Source organism: Myxococcales bacterium, from assembly GCA_016712525.1.
In the GTDB taxonomy this organism is placed as follows: Bacteria; Myxococcota_A; Polyangia; order Polyangiales; family Polyangiaceae; genus JAAFHV01.
Genome location: JADJQX010000001.1, coordinates 1,239,661 through 1,256,414 on the forward strand (window position 1 = coordinate 1,239,661; position 16,754 = coordinate 1,256,414).

Annotated in this window: 12 protein-coding genes; 7 read left to right on the forward strand and 5 right to left on the reverse strand. The window is 68.4% G+C overall.

The features are described from left to right. Nucleotides 1-48: 48 nt before the first annotated feature. Entirely contained in the window at nt 49-1,032 is a 984-nt protein-coding gene (locus IPK71_05330) for a hypothetical protein (protein ID MBK8213154.1), read from the reverse strand. A gap of 124 nt (nt 1,033-1,156) precedes the next feature. After that, complete coding sequence (locus tag IPK71_05335) at nt 1,157-1,441, reverse strand: hypothetical protein (GenBank protein MBK8213155.1); 285 nt, start codon at nt 1,439-1,441, stop codon at nt 1,157-1,159. Between the two features lie 87 nt (nt 1,442-1,528). Between IPK71_05335 and IPK71_05340 the strand changes: the two genes are divergently transcribed. Beyond that, on the forward strand, nt 1,529-2,701 hold the full coding sequence (locus IPK71_05340; protein MBK8213156.1) for a DUF4105 domain-containing protein: 1,173 nt from the start codon (nt 1,529-1,531) through the stop codon (nt 2,699-2,701). Nucleotides 2,702-2,728: 27 nt separating this feature from the next. Here the strand turns inward: IPK71_05340 and IPK71_05345 are convergent, their stop codons facing one another. The 3 genes from IPK71_05345 to IPK71_05355 all read right to left on the reverse strand — a co-directional run bounded on the left by IPK71_05345 (nt 2,729) and on the right by IPK71_05355 (nt 5,726). After that, nucleotides 2,729-3,331 carry a Uma2 family endonuclease gene (locus tag IPK71_05345; protein ID MBK8213157.1) on the reverse strand — a complete coding sequence of 201 codons (603 nt, stop codon included), beginning with the start codon at nt 3,329-3,331 and terminating at the stop codon, nt 2,729-2,731. 63 nt (nt 3,332-3,394) lie between these two features. Then, complete coding sequence (locus tag IPK71_05350; GenBank protein MBK8213158.1) at nt 3,395-4,630, reverse strand: hypothetical protein; 1,236 nt, start codon at nt 4,628-4,630, stop codon at nt 3,395-3,397. A gap of 184 nt (nt 4,631-4,814) precedes the next feature. Next, nucleotides 4,815-5,726: a DMT family transporter gene (locus IPK71_05355; GenBank protein ID MBK8213159.1), complete on the reverse strand. Its 912-nt coding sequence runs from the start codon at nt 5,724-5,726 to the stop codon at nt 4,815-4,817. A gap of 255 nt (nt 5,727-5,981) precedes the next feature. Between IPK71_05355 and ccsA the strand changes: the two genes are divergently transcribed. The 6 genes from ccsA (at nt 5,982) to gyrB (ending at nt 16,691) form a co-directional block, all read left to right on the forward strand. Next, a complete protein-coding gene (gene ccsA / locus IPK71_05360; protein ID MBK8213160.1) occupies nt 5,982-8,882 on the forward strand; it encodes a cytochrome c biogenesis protein CcsA in 2,901 nt (966 codons plus the stop codon). Continuing rightward, nucleotides 8,872-9,783, forward strand: a complete 912-nt coding sequence (locus IPK71_05365) for a hypothetical protein (protein ID MBK8213161.1) — start codon at nt 8,872-8,874, stop codon at nt 9,781-9,783. The genes ccsA and IPK71_05365 overlap by 11 nt, the downstream gene beginning before the upstream one ends. After that, complete coding sequence (locus IPK71_05370; GenBank protein MBK8213162.1) at nt 9,773-11,167, forward strand: hypothetical protein; 1,395 nt, start codon at nt 9,773-9,775, stop codon at nt 11,165-11,167. Before IPK71_05365 ends, IPK71_05370 begins: the two co-directional genes overlap by 11 nt. Nucleotides 11,168-11,653: 486 nt before the next feature. After that, on the forward strand, nt 11,654-12,802 hold the full coding sequence (gene dnaN / locus IPK71_05375; protein MBK8213163.1) for a DNA polymerase III subunit beta: 1,149 nt from the start codon (nt 11,654-11,656) through the stop codon (nt 12,800-12,802). A gap of 1 nt (nt 12,803) precedes the next feature. Then, nucleotides 12,804-13,928 carry a DNA replication and repair protein RecF gene (gene recF / locus IPK71_05380; GenBank protein ID MBK8213164.1) on the forward strand — a complete coding sequence of 375 codons (1,125 nt, stop codon included), beginning with the start codon at nt 12,804-12,806 and terminating at the stop codon, nt 13,926-13,928. Between the two features lie 258 nt (nt 13,929-14,186). Continuing rightward, the gene (gene gyrB, locus IPK71_05385) at nt 14,187-16,691 is read left to right on the forward strand and encodes a DNA topoisomerase (ATP-hydrolyzing) subunit B (GenBank protein MBK8213165.1); all 2,505 of its coding nucleotides are present in this window, start codon (nt 14,187-14,189) and stop codon (nt 16,689-16,691) included. The last annotated feature ends 63 nt before the right edge of the window (nt 16,692-16,754 follow it).

Consider the following 16,754-nt stretch of genomic DNA (forward strand, 5'->3'; position numbering starts at 1 on the left):
TGCGTGGGGGACGCAGCGTCGCCGAGCAACTCCTCGATCGAATCGGGGCTATTTCCGATCGCGGGTGCGGACGAGGCGCACGTCTCCGATGCTGTAGGTCGTGCCCTGCGCCTTCAGGTCCTTCCGGCGAAAGATCACGAGCGCCTCGACCTTGGTCAGATCGAGGGCCTTGCCGTCCTCGAGGGGCATGGTGAAGGTGAGCGTCGCGCCGACATAGTTCGACGTGTCCTTGTGGCACTCCTTCACGTCGAACCGCGCGCGCCCGATCTCGACCTCGCCGACCTTCTTGCTGCAGTCCGTCCCGGTGATCGAGTGGGCGGAGCCCGCGATCGTGTAGCTCGCGCGCTGCCCCTGCACCGCGCTCTTGAACCGGTTTCCGTCGGCGGAGGTCACCCAGAGGGCGAGGTAGTCCGATTTCGGGTGCCAGAAGTTCTTCATCATGTCGAAGGTGGTCGTCGAGAGCGTCGTGTTGCCGACGGACACCTCGAAGAACGGATGGAGGGCCTCGTGGCGGCGGCCCGAGTAGTTGGTGCTGAGGCCGCGAAAGGTGTCGTTCTCGTACATGAGCGCCTCGTGCTCCACGCAGGCCTTCTTGCGCGCATCGCCGCACGCATCGGCCGAGAACCCCTTTCCGTCGAGGAACAGGAACGCGCCGAGCGCATCGCCCTTCCCGCGGTACGCGAGCCCGGCGACGAGCGTGGCCTCGGCGCGAATTCGGTTGTGCTCGTGGCGCTCCTCGGTCGAGCCGTAGCCCTGCCCCTCGTACGCGTCGAGGATCTCGCGCGCCTTCTTCGCGTGGGCGATCGCCTCGTCCCACTGCGATCCGTCGAGGGCCGCTTGCGCGAGGTCGAGCTCTTTGCCCGCGGGCTTGAGCGGCCTCCGGTCGTTCTCCTCCGCGCGGCTCGCCTTCGCGGCGGCCTCCTCGCTCGCGGCCTCCTTGGGGCTGACGAACTTGATGCACGAGGCGAGCGCGAGGAGGGCGAAGCAGGCGACGAGGCGGTGCGGTCGAGCGACGGAGAGGACGGAGCCCATAGGCCCATTCTACGTTCGACCGCGTCACGTTCTCCCTTCACGACGAAGGGAATTTTCCCGACCTCCCCGCCTGCCAGGCCCGCCCGGTTTGCATGTTCGTGAGCACAAAGAAGCTTCTGGCGTCTTAGCGCACACGGCACACGCCACCCACGCACGCGCAGCGGCTCGCCTCGGGCACGTCGTACTCGCGGTTGCAGCCGATCTGGTTCACCGCCATGGGTGGATCTCGGCGCGCGTGTGTGCACACGGCGGTCGCGTGGCACGGGTTCGACACGATCACGCACTCGGCGTCCGTCTGGCACGCGGGGCAGCTCGCGCCCGCTGTCGGGCAGTCGTCGCGGAGCTCTTGCTCCCCGAGGCACGCCACGATCGACACCGAGAACAGGGCGTACGGCCAGAGGGCGCGCATGCCACGAAGATACCACGAGAGCCTCGCCGCGACCGCCGCGGCTCGGGATCGCGCGCCCCTTCGAACTGGGGTATACGCGGGCCCATCGTGCGACCGCTCCTCCGCGCCCTCCTCTCCTCGTGGCTCGTCGTCGTCTGCCTCGCGGCGCTCTCCCGAGACGCGCGCGCCGAGACGGCGATCGATCTCTACACCGTGGGGCCGGGCAGCTACCTCTACTCGGCGTACGGGCACTCGATCCTCTGCGCGCGCGATGCCTCGGCGAAGCCCGCCGAAGGCAAAGGCAAGTGCTACGACTACGGCGTCGCCGACAAACCGGACGAGCTCTACGCCTTCTGGGGCTCGGTGCGCGGGCGCGCCATCTTCGTCCCGATCTCGCTCGACGATCGCGCGCTCGTCGCGTTCTTCACCGATCAGGGGCGAGCCATGGAGCGGCAGGTGCTCCCCCTCTCGGCCGACGAGGCCTCGGCGCTCGCGGCGAGCCTCGAGCACGACGTCACCTCGCGCTTCGCGTACGCCTACCACCCGTACACCGCGAACTGCGCTTCGTTGCTCCGCGATCGCATCGACGAGGCCACCCACGGCCGCCTCCGCCCGGGCCTCTCTCAGCCCGGAGCCGCCACGTTTCGTCAGCGCATGGAGGTCGGCCTCTCGGGGCGCGCGTTCGAGCTCGCGGCCCTCTCGTTCATCCTCGGGCCCATGAGCGAACGCGCCCCGAACGGGTGGGAGGCCATGTTCACCCCCGAGGGTCTCCGTGATGGTGTGGCCGAGCGTCTCGGAGTGAAGGCCGAGCCGCTCGCCGAGCGCCAAGCCTACATTTTACCGACCTCGGTCACTGCGGGCAGGCTGCTCATCTTCCTCGTGGCCGGCGCGCTCTTCGCCGGGGTCCGCTTCGGCGCGCGCAAGAACCGCCTCGGCGTGGCGATCAAGGTCGTGGGCATCGTGCTCGGCCTGCTCGCCTTCCTCGTCGACGCGACGGCCCTCCTGTCCACGTGGCCGGAGCTGTCCCGCAACTGGTGCCTCGTCGTGCTGCTCCCGACGGACCTCGCGCTCGGCTTCATGAGCCCGCGTTGGCTCGTGCCGTACCTCAAGGCACGGCTCGGCATGGTGGTCGCGCTCGCGGCGCTCGAGGTCGTCTCGGTCGTGGGTCAGCCCGTGCTCCCGCAGGTCGTGCTCGTGGCTCTCCCCCTCGCGGCCATCTTCTTCGCCCTCCGCGCCACCGAGAAGGCCCCGAGCCCGAAGGCCGAACCGAGCGCGGCGTAGGCCGAAAATCTCTTTTGTTTCGGTACTTTACCGTACTTCTTCGGGCGCCCCGTCTTCGCCCGGGGGGCGCGGCAAGAAGAGCCTCCCCACGGGCAGCTCGACGGCCTCGAACGGGGCGACGCGCGCGACCGCCGTGTCGTCGAAGGCGCCCGCATCGACCCAATTCCCATCGCGCAGCGTGAAGGTCTCGAGCGTCCGGGCGTCCGGGTCGACGACCCAATAGCTCGCCACGCCACACTGCGCGTAGAGCCGCCGCTTGTACACGCGGTCGCGCGACGCCGTGGACGGCGAGAGGATCTCGCACACCCAGTCCGGGACGACGTCGATCGGGCGCACGTCCGGGCTCACGAGGCGCTCACGCCTCCACCCGGCGAGATCGGGCCGGAGCACGTCGTGACGTGTGAAGCGCACGTCGACCTCGACGAAGATCCACCAGCCACCCGGACCGCCGAAGCCGTCGTCGTCGTGGAACGGGCCGCCGACGAAGCGACGCAGGCTCCCTTGCGGGTTCGAGTGGCGCGGGAGCGGCGCGGGGGACGTGACGATCGCGCCGGCCAAGAGCTCGACCCGGGCGCCTTCGGGCGTGGCGAGGAGATCCTCGTACGTGGCGAGACGCGCGGCGTTCGACATGCGTCGAGCGTACCACGCGGCTCCGCGCACGACACGTCACCGCCGGAGCGCCACCACGGCCAATCACCGCACGATCGACGCGCACCCGAGGAGCACCTCGAGCTTCGGCGGGCGCGAGGCGGTGCTCGACTGCGCGCTCTCGCACGACGCCGGGCACAACACGACCTTCGTCGGCGCGAGCGGCGCGTCGTAGTGCCACCCTTCGGCGGCGCCGCAGTCACCCGAGGCGGCGACGCGGGGCACCGTCCGCGCCACTCCGTCGCCACCCGTGACGACCACGTTCACGCGCTCCGGGTCCACGACACCCGCTTCGGGCACGGGCATAGGCGTCTCGCAGGCGAGCCTCGCGTTCGCCACGACAGCCGTCGCGACCGCGTCGAAGAACGGCCCCCACGCGGCAGGCCCGTCGCAGAGCTGGGCACGCGCGCCGCCCGTCCTCGCCACGAGCGCCGAGTACTCGGAGCCCGACGTGGGCGGCTTGCTGCCGTCCGAGTAGGTGCAGCGGATGCTCGGGTCGGCCGTGGAGCCCCACCCGTAGATCCCGTGAAAAAGGTAACCTTTCCAGCCATTTGCGCGCGCCGGATGTAGGAGCCCCACCGGCAGCACGAGGCCGTTCGTGTAGGGGCTCGGCCCGCCCGGGAAGCCCTCGAAGCTCACGCCGGGGAAGCGCGAGTTGTCGTCGGTGACGAGCACGATGCTCTTGGTCGCCTCCTTGCGGAGCTCTTGCGACCACGGCACGCTCCCTCGCGCCTGCCCTTGCGTATACCCCTGCGTCTGGTCGAGCGTGCCGAGGAGCTGCTCGAGGGTCTGTGTACTGTACACGTCCATCGGCGCGTGGAAGAAGGTCGGGCCGTTGCCGCAGTCGGGCCCCCCGAGGGGCGGCGGCACGCAAATGGGGTAGCGCGCGCTCCCGCCGACGGTCGTCGGTGCCGTCCCTCGGAGCGAGAGCATGATCACGCGGTAGTCGATGCCGCGGCTCCCGATGCGCTGGGCGAACGCGTTGATGCCGGCCTGCACCTCGGCGACGGCCGGCGCCATGCTCGCCGAGTTGTCGACCATGAACACGATGTCGACGGGCAAGGGGGCGCGCTTCGCCTCGATCGCCGTCCCCGCGCAGCTCACGAAGCCGCCGTCGCTCCCGTCGAGACCCGCGTCGGGCGCGAAGATGGGCGTGGGGGGGCCCGTCGGCGTGGGCGGGACCGACGCCTCGAGCTCGACGGGCACGTAGACCACGCGCTCGCGAGAACCACACGCCACGAGCGGCGCGAGAACCAGCGCGACGGCGAGACCCTTCTTCATGGCGACGTGCTCCCACCCCGAAGCGCCGCGCGTGTGACGTACCCGCGACGACTTCGTTGCTCCTCGACCGTAGCACCGCGCGCTCCGAGCGCGAGCACCGGCCGCGAGCGCCTTCGGTAGGAAGGAGGCCGTCGACTTGTCGGCGCCCTCCTAGCGCGAGCGCCGGCTCCTTCGCGTCTCGCCCCTACCTCCGGAGCGCCACCACGGCCACGCCGGCCAAAATAAGCACGCTCGACGCGCCCATGGTGCCCGTGGGCACGATCCCGAGCTGCACGTACGAGAGCGCCGCGGCGATGAGCGGCTGCAGGTAGATGTACACGGTGACGAGCGTCGGGTTCGAGCGCCCGAGCGCCCACGCGTTCAGCGCGTACGCGACGATCGTCGGCATGAGCAAGATGTAGATCACGAGGCCCCACCCGCGCGCCGTGAGCTCCGGCACCGCGTGCACGAGCGGGACGAGCCCGATCGGGAGGAACGAGAGCGCCCCCCACGTGAACGCCCACGTCACGACGCGGAGCGCGCCGAGCCGTGAAATCGTCGACTTCCCCGCGACGAGGTAGCCCGAATAGAGCAGCGAGTTCACGGCGATGAGCAGCGCCCCCCGATCGACCGTGCGTACGCCGGTGAGCACGAGCACCCCCGCGACGGCGAGCGAGAACCCCATCACCGTGCGCGCCCGGAGCCGCTCCACCCCGAAGAGAGCCGCCAAGAGCGACGTGCACACGGGGATCGTGGCCGAGAGCAGCGCGGCCGCGAAGGGCGTGGTCTTCCCGAGGCCGAGCAAGAAGATGGCCTGGTTCGCCGTGATGCCGAGCAAGCTGAGCGCGAAGAGCTTCGCGTGATCGCGCGGGGTGAGCGCCTCGCGGGGCTCCTTCGGCTTCGCCACGGTGTTCACGAACACCTGAAAAAATAGGGCTCCCGCGAGCATGCGGGCCATGGCGATGGCCACGGGAGGGATCGCCTCGCCGCCCGACGCGCGCGGCATCATCGCCACCTTCGCCTCGACCGACTGGGACGCGAACGCCACCTGAACGACGAAGAGCGCGGCGTGGGTCGCGAGGTCGGCCTTGGGCTTCGCCAGGGTGGACCTCGTCATCCGTGCACCTCGAAGGCCGAGCTATCCACAGGGCCTCCCCAAGATGCGCCCATTTCTCCCACATCGGGGTAGACTCCCCCGGCTTCTCCGCTCCCCACACGAGTGGCACTTTCCGTGCACCTTTCGTGGGTTTCGCGCGGCCCAGGGCTCAGCCTCAGCGGTTTTTCCCGGCGGCCTCGCGAAAATGCTCCGTTTTTCCCCATTTTCTACGGGGGGGCGGAACCCTACGGGCGGGGCTACGCCCCCGAGGTCGTCATGTGGCAATCGTTCCCTCTCTTCGGTAGCTCGCTCCTCCTCGCCGTCATGCTGGCGGCCGCGTACACGTTCGCGGTCGCCGTGGGTGCCCACCAGAAGGGCACGGTGCGCGCGCTCCAATCGGCTCGCTTCGGCGCGTACGGCACCGTGGCGCTCATCGCGGTCGCCGTGGTGTGCCTCGCCTACGCCTTCGTGAGCCACGATTTCCGCCTCCGGTACGTCGCGCACTACTCGGACCGCGGCATGCCCACCATCTTTCTTTTCACCGCGCTCTGGGGTGGCCAAGACGGCTCGCTCCTCTGGTGGCTGTTCCTCCTCAGCCTCTACATCGGCGCGTGCCTCTTCTCGATGGGCAAAAAGCACCTCGAGCTCCAGCCGACCATCATCGCCACGCTGATGGGCGTCGTCATTTTCTTCTGCGTGCTCATGGCCTTCGCAGCCAACCCGTTCTCGACGAGCGTGGCAGGTGCTCGCAACGACGGAGAGGGTCTAAACCCACTCCTCCAGAACTTCTACATGATCATCCACCCGCCGAGCCTCTACGTGGGCTTCGTCGGGTGCACGATCCCGTTCGCGTTCGCCGTCGCCGCGCTCGTCACGGGGCGCCTCTCCGACGAGTGGATCAAGGCCTCGCGCAAGTTCACGCTCTTCGCGTGGCTCTTCCTCGGCATCGGCAACACGCTCGGCATGCTCTGGGCCTACGAAGAGCTCGGCTGGGGCGGTTACTGGGCGTGGGACCCGGTCGAGAACGCGGCGTTCATGCCGTTCCTCGTCATCAGCGCGTTCGTCCACTCGGTCATGATCCAAGAGCGCCGAGGCATGCTCAAGGTGTGGAACGTCTTCCTCATCTGCTTCACGTTCTTCATGACGATCTTCGGCACGTTCCTCACGCGCTCGGGGTCGATCGCGAGCGTGCACTCGTTCGCGCAGTCGTCGATCGGCATCTACTTCGTCTACTTCCTCGTCCTCGTCGCGGCGTTCTGCTTCACGCTGATCCTCTACCGCTGGCCCGAGCTCCGCGATCTGCCTCCCACGCCTGCGCTTCGTAAAGCCGCGATCCTCACGGGCTGGTCGATGCTCGTGCTGCTCACCGTGTCGTACCTCGTCGCCACCAAGGTGGGCGGTCCCGCGCTCCCGACCGACGCGGCCTCCACGCTCGGGCCCGAGGGCATGGCCTCGTACAACCTGAAGCGCACGCTCATCAAGGTCGTGGTCTTCTCGCTGCTCGCAGGCGGCGCGGTCTACGCGGCGCTCGAGCTCGTATTCCGCAGGCTCACGACGCACCTCAAGCTCGTCTCCACGCTCCCGCGCTTCGAGTCGATCTGGTCGCGCGAGTTCACCTTCATGCTGAACAACTGGGGCCTCTTGAGCTTCATGCTGTTCGTGCTCGCGGCCACCACGTTCCCGATGGTGAGCGAGGCCCTCTGGAACGAGAAGGTCACCGTCGGCCCGCCCTACTACAACGCCTGGGTGCAGCCGATCGGGCTCGTGATCTTCTTCCTCATGGGCGTCGGCACGCTCTTCGGCTGGAAGAAGACGAGCCCCGAGCTCCTCAAGAAGAACTTCCTCCGCCCCACGGCGATCACGGCCGTGTTCGCCGTGCTCCACCTCGCGTTCGGCAAGGCCCTCGGCTACCCCGCCATCGTGTGGAGCGAGGCCATCTACGGCGGCGCGCTCGGCCAGGCCCTCCGCGCGTTCAACGCGGTCACGCCGCTCATCGGCATCGGCCTCTCGGTCTTCAACGCCGCGGTCATCGTGCAAGAGTTCGTGTTCTTGTACGCGGCCCGCGCGAAGACCAAGGCCGACGACACCCCGAAGATCCTCTACTACCTCGGCCTCCTCCCCGGCTTTGTCTACTCGATGGTCACGCTCCCGCCGACCTCGCGCCGGCGCTACGGCGGCTACATCGTGCACATGGGCATCGTGCTCATGTTCATCGGCTTCACCGGCAAGTCGTGGACGGTCGACCAAGAGGCCTCGCTCGGCCCCGGGCAGTCCCTCGAGGTCGGCCGCTTGAAGCTCGAGTACAAGGGCCCGCGCATGGAGGTCGACACCGAAAAGCGCATGGTTTTCGCGGACATCCGCGTGACCGAGGGCGGCAAAGATCGCGGCATGCTCACACCGGCTAAGTTCATCTACAAGAAGATGCCCGAGTCGCCGACCACCGAGGTCGCGATGCTCCACTCGATCCGGGACGACCTCTACGTCGTCGTGGGCACCATCAACCCACAGACGAAGCTCGCGTCGCTGCAGGTGCACATCAACCCGCTCGTCGGCTGGATCTGGCTCGGGGCGCTCGTGCTCATCTTCGGCAGCATCGTGTGCATGTGGCCCGAGCTCCAGGAAGAGGAGTCGCGCGTGTGGCGCGTCACGCGAGGGGCCGCGGCGATCACGGCGAGCATCCTCATGGGCGTCCTCATCGCGCTCATGCCCACGCAGGCGTTCGCGCAGGGCACCTCGTCGAGCCTCCACTCGGGCACGGTCAAGATCGAGAACCCCAAGGAGAAGGAGATCTTCTCGGCGCTCCGCTGCATGTGCGGCACGTGCGCCCGCGATCTCCTCTCGACGTGCGCGTGCGGTGAAGCCGAAGAGACCCGCGAGCGCCTCCGCGAGAAGATCGCGTCGGGCCTCACGAAGGACCAGATCGTGGCCGAGTACTCGGCCCAGTACGGCACCGCGTCGCTCGCGATCCCGCCCAACACGGGCGCGATGCAGTCGATCTACGTGGTGCCGCTCACGGTCATCGCGGGTGGGGCCGTGGGCCTCGGCATGGCCTTGAAGAAGTGGCGCGGTCAGGCTAGCGAGCCGAAGGCGAAGCCGGGCAAGGCCAAGAAGGCCACGCGGGAAGACACCTATGATGCCCGCCTCGACGCCGAGCTGAAAGACCTCGATGACGCCTGAGCGAACGACGACGAAGAGCGGAAAAAAGCCCGCGAAGAAGCGGACCGACGCGCCCCGCGCCTCCGCCGAGAGCCCCGAACGCACGGCGGAATCCATCGCGAACGACGAACGGCGCCTCGCGAGCGGGGCCGCGCTCGTCATCCCCGGCGTGACGATCGTCGCGTCGCTCGGGGTGGCCGTGGTCATGAGCGCAGGGCCGGCGCTGCTCGTCTTGGCGGCGGGCATTCTGCTCGGCACGATCGCCCTCTTCTGGGCGAGCCTGCGCACCCTCACGGGCGACGCTCCCCTCCCCGAGGACCTCGAGCACGCCACGTTCGACACCTCCCACGACGCCCTCGCCGAGCGCAAAAAGATGCTGCTCCGCGCCTTGAAGGATCTCGAGAGCGAGAAGGCGGTCGCCAAGATCGACGAGCAGGACTACGCCGAGCTCGCCGCGACCTACCGCGACGAGATCAAGGACATCATGCGGGCCATGGACACCTCGATCGCCCCGCACTACGCGGCGGCCGAGGCCCTGCTCGAGAAGCACCTCGCCAAGGTGGGCCTCGCCGAAGAGGCGAAGGCGGCGGAAGAGGCGAAGGCGGAAGCCGACGACACCGAATCCGACGACGCCGAGTCCGACGACGCCGAGTCCGACGACGCCGAGTCCGACGGCACCGAGCCCGACGACGCCGAGTCCGACGGCACCGAGTCCGACGACGCGACCGCCAACGCGACCGAGAGCAAGGCCGCCGCGGCCGACAAGCGGGCGTGCGACGCCTGCGAGACCCTCAACGACGCCGACGCGAAGTTCTGCAAGTCGTGCGGAAAGACCCTCTCTCCCGTCGCGACCGCCACGGGCGACACCCCCGCGACCGGCGCCCCCGCCGACGTCGACACGAGCGTAGATCATGCGAAGTAAGAGTCTCTTGGGCGGCGCGCTCCTCGTCGGGGCTCTCGTCGCCTTCGGTCCATCCCTCGCCGCCGCGGCCGCCGACACCGACGCCGGCCCCCAGCGAGACGCGGCGGCCCCCAAAGGCGACGCAGGCAAACCCGACGCGAGCCCCGGCGATGCGGGCGCGGCGGCCACGAGCCCCCACGCCGAAGACCCTCACGGCGGCGATCCCCACGGCCACGGCGCTGGTGCGCAAGGTGGCGGAACTACGGACGAAAACGGCATCTTCCAGCCCCCGCCCGACACGGCCGAGCCCGACGCGACCCTGCCCGCGGGCACGATCCGCATCCTGGTCCGTGACCCCGACGGCAAGCCGCTCCCCGGCACCGTGGTCACGATCGGCATCATCAACAACAGCGTCGCCAAGGGCGAGAGCCGCAAACGCGTCGAGTGCACCGCGGACGGCGCCGGCGAGTGCACCCTGAAGGACCAAGACCGCGGGCAGCTCGTCGCCTACCGCGTGTCGGTCAACAAGGAGGGCGCGCAGTTCGCGGTGCCGCCGTTCCAGCTCGCCGGCGAGCGCGGAGTGCGCGCCACCCTGCACGTCTACCCCGTGGTGAGCGATCTCGCCCAGGCCACGATCGTCACGCAAGCCATCGTCTACGCCGAGATGAAGGACGATCGCGTCCAGATCGAGGAGATTCTCTCGATCTACAACTTCGGCAAGACCGCCTGGGTCCCGAAGGACCTCGTCCTGGATCTGCCCCCCGAGTTCACCGCGCTCACCGCCCAACAGGAGATGAGCGACGTCACCGTCGAGTCGGTCGACAAGCGCGGCGCGCGCATCAAGGGCACCCTCGGGCCCGGCCGGCACGACGTCGAGTTCCGGTGGCAGCTCCCGTACTCGGGCGACAAGGACGTGAGCCTCTTCACCGGGCTCCCGCCACACGTCGCCGCGGGCCGCGTGATGGCTCCCGCCGCGTCGCAGATGAAGCTCGTGGTCGACGGGTTCCCCGCGGCCGTGCCCCGCACCGACAACCGAGGCCAGCGTATGCTCGTCACGGAGCGCGAGCTGCGCCGCGACGAGGCCGCCCTCACGCGCATTTCCATCGAGCTCCGCGATTTGCCCACGGTGGGCCCGGCGCGCTGGGTCGTGACTGGCCTCGCGGGCCTCGTCGTCCTCGGGGCGATCGCGTTCGGCTTCGGCGTCTCGGCCCCCAGCGCGGGCTCCTCCGCGAAGGACCGCGCACGCGCGCGCCGAGAGCTCCTGGACGAGCTCACCGACCTCGAGCGCTCCCGCCTCGTGGGCGACGTGGGACCGAAGACCTACGAGCGCGCTCGCCGGGTCCTCCTCGAGCGGCTCGCCGGGCTCCTTCGAGACGATCCGAAGGCCTCGCCCAAGGTCTCCTGAGCCAGGCTCGAGGGTGTGGAGAGAGCCCCCCGAGAACCGGTGGAAAACTCGTGGGCGACTCCACCCTACGGTTTCCCACACCTCCCTCCACGGGTCGGCTCCTCGGGTTATCCTCAGGCGGTGCCTTCGTAACCGTACGATACGAATCGGCTTTTTCCGTTATCCACGGCCTCCACAGGGCCTACTGCCACTGCTGTCAAATTTCTTACTCTTCTTTCGAACCCAGAAGACTCGAGCCGAGCCTGGGGGAAAGCTCCCGAGCGACCGGGAGCCACGAGCTCTCGAGGGCTCACCCAGGCCTTGGCCCGCGAGCCGCTGTGGCTTGACGGCTCCTTTGGAATTGGGCACCTACGGCTCCCCGGTTTTTCTCCGTTCGGCCAATCGCTGGCGGACTCGGGCCGTAGTAGGCTCCGCGCTCCCCGGATCGTGTCTCGCAGGGCGCGATCGCTTCGGCCAAACATCTTCACGCTGCTAGGCAAACCCCGCATGGAACTCGTCGTCGCCAAGAAAGACCTTTTGAGACTGGCCGCGCGCATGCAGGGCGTGGCCGAGCGCAAGAGCACCATGCCGGTGCTCTCGAACGTGCTCTTCTCGGCCGACGGCACGAACGCGCTCCGCCTCTCGGCGACCGACCTGTACCTCGGGCTGAGCGGCAGCATCCCCGCCGAGATCACGAAGGCCGGCAGCCTGGCGCTCCCCGCGAAAGAGCTCGTCGATCGCGTGAAGATGATGCCCGACGGCCCCATCTCGCTCGCCACCCAAGAGAAGACCGGCCAGACCGTGCTCAAGGCCGCGGGCAGCGCGCGCCGGTACACGCTGCGTGGCATGCCGGGCCAGGATTTCCCGCCTCTCCCGCAGCCGGCCGAAGGTGCGCCGTCGCTCGCGATCGAGGTCGACGTGCTGCAAGAGCTCATCGCGCGGACGCACTTCTCGATCTCGACGGACGAGACCCGCGCGCACCTGAACTCGGCGCTCTTCGAGTGGGACGGGGACGTCGTGCGCATGGTCACGACGGACGGTCATCGCCTCTCGAAGATGGAGGTCAAGGTCGACGGGCGTCAGGCCTCGGCCACGATGCTCATCCCGCTGAAGGCCATCCACGAGCTCCGGCGCTTGTGCGACGAGGTGCTCTCCGAGGGCCAGAAGGGCGATCGCCCCCAGCTCACGATCGTGCAGAGTGGCTCGTCGGCGTTCTTCCAGGCGGGCTCGATGACCTTCAGCGTGAAGCTCGTCGACGCGCAGTTTCCGCCGTATTCGCAGGTCATTCCGCAATCCTTCGCCAAGAGCGTCAAGGCGCCTCGCGCCTCCTTCGCGGACGCCCTCCGCGCCGTCTCGGTCGCGGCCAACGAGCGCACGGGCGGGGTCAAGATCGCGCTCCAGCAGGGCACGATGCGCATCTCGAGCGAGTCCCCCGAGAGCGGCGAGGGCTTCGACGAGCTCCCGGTCGACTACGACGGCCCCGCGATCGCGATCGGCTTCAACGCCAAGTACTTCCTCGACGTGCTCGGCGCGCTCCCCCAGGACGAGGTCACGTTGAACCTCTCCGGCGAGCTCGATCCCGCGGTGCTCCGCCCGGGCGACGGCACGAAGAGCGATCGCGATTTTCTCGCGGTCATCATGCCGATGCGCATCTGACGTGACCGAGCCGTCCGTGGACGAAGAGCGCGTGGCGCCGCCGCTCGTGCTCGAGGTGCTCTCGACCACCGATTTTCGGAACCTCACGAAGGGAGAGCACGAGCTCTCGCCGGCGTTCAACGTGTTCTCGGGCGACAACGGCCAAGGGAAGACGAACGTGCTCGAGGCCGTGTATTTCCTCGCCACGTCGAAGAGCTTTCGCACGAGCCGCCTCGTGGAGCTTCCCGCGCACGGGGCCGAGATCGCGTTCGTTCGGGGGAGGCTCTCCGAGGGCTCGCACCCGCGCCTGCAGGCCGTGGGGCTGAAGGGCGCCGCGAGGGCGCCGCGCATCGACGGGAAGCGCCCGCGGTCGCTGTTCGAGTACGCCGTGCGGTCTCCGGTGGTCGTGTTCCATCCCGGGGAGGTCGGCCTCTCGATGGGGCCGAGCGCCGAGCGCCGCAAGCTGCTCGATCGGGTGGCCGCGTACCTCGTGCCGAGCCTGCTGGGCGACCTCGACGCGTACCGGCGCTCGCTTCGGTCGCGTCAAAAGACGCTCGAGGTCCGCGGCGTGCGTGCCCCCGAGCTCCACGAGTGGGAGGCGCTCGTCGCGCGGCACGCGGTGCGCATCCAGGAGGCGCGTGGTCGTGCGTGCGAGGCCCTCGGTCCGCGGGCCGAGGCCGGCTTCGTGCGGATCGGCACCCCGGGTCTCGCGCTGCGTGTGAGCTACGAGCCCTCGGGCCCGGGCGACGAAGAGGCGTTCGCCCATGCGCTCGCCGAGTCTCGCCCGAAGGATCTCGCGCGGGGTGCGGCGACGGTCGGCCCTCACCGCGACGAGCTCCGCCTCGCGCTCGGAGGTCACGTCGCCAAGGGCACCGCCTCGCAGGGGCAGCACCGCGCGATCGTGCTCTCCTTGAAGTCCGCCGAGATCGAGGTGGTCGCCGACGCCCGCGGGGTGCGCCCCATTTTGCTCCTCGACGACGTCTCCTCCGAGCTCGACGCGCCGCGCACCGAGGCGCTCTTTCGGTTCCTCGGGGCCCACCGGGGGCAGGTGCTCCTCACGACGACGCGGCCCGAGCTCATCACCGTGGGGGGCCGAGATAGCCGCAAAGACTTTCGTGTGATCGAGGGCCGGGTGGCGGCGGTCTGAGAGGGGTCGCATCGGCGCCTCGGGGGGCAAATCGACCCGTCCCGAGGGAGTCCGCACGAAGGGCCCCACGATGCACGTAAGTGTCCGAAAGTACGTGAGTTTCATCGTCTCTACGGCTTGCCTGTTCAGGCCCGATTTGCTAGGATTCGGGCACCGTTCGGGGCGCGTCCTTTCAATCGCGCCATTCAAACCGAGCCTCAAACGCGGTTCACCCCCCGGTGAGCCGCGAGGGGCCCGCCGAAGGGAAACGAGAGACGCATGAGCACCACGGACGTCGAGCCCACCCCCTCCTCTCCTCCCACGTACGGCAGCGAGAACATCACGGTCCTGGAAGGGCTCGAGGCGGTGCGCAAGCGCCCCGGCATGTACATCGGAGACGTGCACGACGGCTCCGGCCTCCACCACCTCGTGTGGGAGGTCGTCGACAACTCGGTCGACGAGCACCTCGCGGGGCACTGCAAGCGGCTCGACGTGACCATCCAAGCCGACGGCTCGATCACGGTCGAGGACGACGGCCGCGGCATCCCCACGGGCATGCACGCGAAGGGCGTCTCGGCGGCCGAGGTCGTCATGACGGTGCTCCACGCGGGCGGCAAGTTCGACCAGTCGAACTACAAGGTCTCCGCGGGCCTGCACGGCGTGGGTGTGTCCGCCGTGAACGCCGTGAGCGAGGTCTTGAAGCTCGAGATTCGCCGCGAGGGGAAGCTCCACAAACAAGAGTACCGGCGTGGCGTGCCTCAAGCGCCCCTCGCCGTCGTCGGCGACACGGACACGACGGGCACCAAGGTCACCTTCAAGCCCGACACGGAGATCTTCTCGGTCACCGAGTACAGCTACGACATCTTGGCGAGCCGCCTCCGGGAGCTCTCGTTCTTGAACGCTGGCTTCACGATCACCCTCACGGACAAGCGCGGCGCGGGCCGCCACGAGACGTTCGAGTACAAGGGCGGCATCCGTGAGTTCGTCGAGCTCCTGAACAAGGCGAAGGAGCCCGAGCACGAGAAGGTCGTGCACATCCTCGCGTCGCAGCAAGCCGACAACGGCCACACCATCGAGGTGGAGGTCGCGATGCAGTGGAACAAGAGCTACGTGGAGCAGGTCTTCGCGTACACGAACAACGTCCACAACAAGGACGGCGGCACGCACCTCACGGGCTTCCGCGGCGCGCTCACGCGTGTGTTCAACAACTACGGCCAGAACGCGAACCTCTTCAAAGAGGTCAAAAATGGCCTCTCCGGCGAGGACATCCGCGAGGGTCTCACGGCCGTCATCAGCGTCAAGGTGCCCGACCCGTCGTTCGACTCGCAGACCAAGTCGAAGCTCGTCTCGAGCGAGGTGAAGAGCATCGTCGAGAGCGTGGTGGTCGACAAGCTCGGCCAGTTCTTCGAAGAGAACCCGTCGACCGCCCGCAAGATCCTCGAAAAAGCCGTGTTCGCCGCGAAGGCCCGCGAGGCCGCGCGCAAGGCCCGCGAGATCGTCCGCAAGGGCGCCATGGACTTCACGAGCCTCTCGGGCAAGCTCGCCGACTGCCAGTCCAAAGACCCGGTGGTGAGCGAGCTCTACATCGTCGAGGGAGACAGCGCCGGTGGCTCGGCCAAGCAGGGCCGAGACCGCAAATACCAGGCGATTTTGCCGCTCAAGGGCAAGATCCTCAACGTCGAGCGCGCCCGCCTCGACAAGATGCTCTCCTCGGCCGAGATCGGCACGCTCATCACCGCGCTCGGCTGCGGCATCGGCAGCCCCGAGCAGGGCGGCAGCTTCGACATCACGAAGCTCCGCTACCACCAGATCGTGCTCATGACCGACGCCGACGTCGACGGCAGCCACATCCGCACGCTGCTGCTCACGTTCTTCTACCGGCAGATGCCCGAGATCGTGGAGAAGGGGTACTTGTACATTGCACAGCCCCCGCTCTACCGCGTGTGGAAGGGCAAAAAGGGCCAGTACATGAAGGACCAGGGCATGCTCGACCGGTTCTTCCTCGAGCAGGGTGTCGACGGTCTGCAGATCCGTTCGACGCGTGGTCAGGCGCTCTCGGGTGAGGTGCTCTACCGCTTCGCCGAGCGGCTCCGGCAGTTCCGCCGCGGCCTCCCCAAGATCGAGAAAATGGCCGATCCGCGCCTCGTGGCGACGGTGCTCCGGTCGACCGGCCTCGGCAAAGCCGACCTCAAGGATCGCGCCAAGGTCGAGGGCATGGTGCCCACCATCCGCAAGCGCCTCGAGCAGAAATTCCCCGACATTTTCCCGCTCACGATCGCGGTCGACTGGAACGAGGAGCGCGGCTCGGCCACGCTCACGATCCGGCCCCGGCCCGGCTCGGCCGCGCGCACGACCGAGATCGACGAGGCGCTCATGGACACGCCCGAGTACGACGAGCTCTACAACATCGAGCAAGACGTGCGCTCGATCGGGCCTGCGCCGTACTTCGCCAAGGTCGCGAGCAAAAAGGAGAAGGCCGAAGGCGAAGGGGACGAGGGCGCCGGCGAGACCGAGCTCGAGGACTCCGAGGCCCTCTGGGACTTCATCGACACGCGAGGCCGCAAGGGCTGGAACCTCCAGCGCTACAAGGGTCTCGGCGAGATGAACCCCGAGCAGCTCTGGGAGACCACGCTCGATCCGAACGCGCGCGTGATGCTCCAAGTGCGCCTCGACGACGTCGTCCAGACCGACCAGATCTTCAGCATCCTCATGGGCGATCAGGTCGAGCCGAGGCGCGATTTCATCGAGCAGAACGCGCTCAACGTGAAAAACCTCGATATCTGAGGGCGCGCGGTCGACGCGGTGGCGAGGGGCTCCATCCCGGCGGTGGGGCCTCTCGCGTTTCGA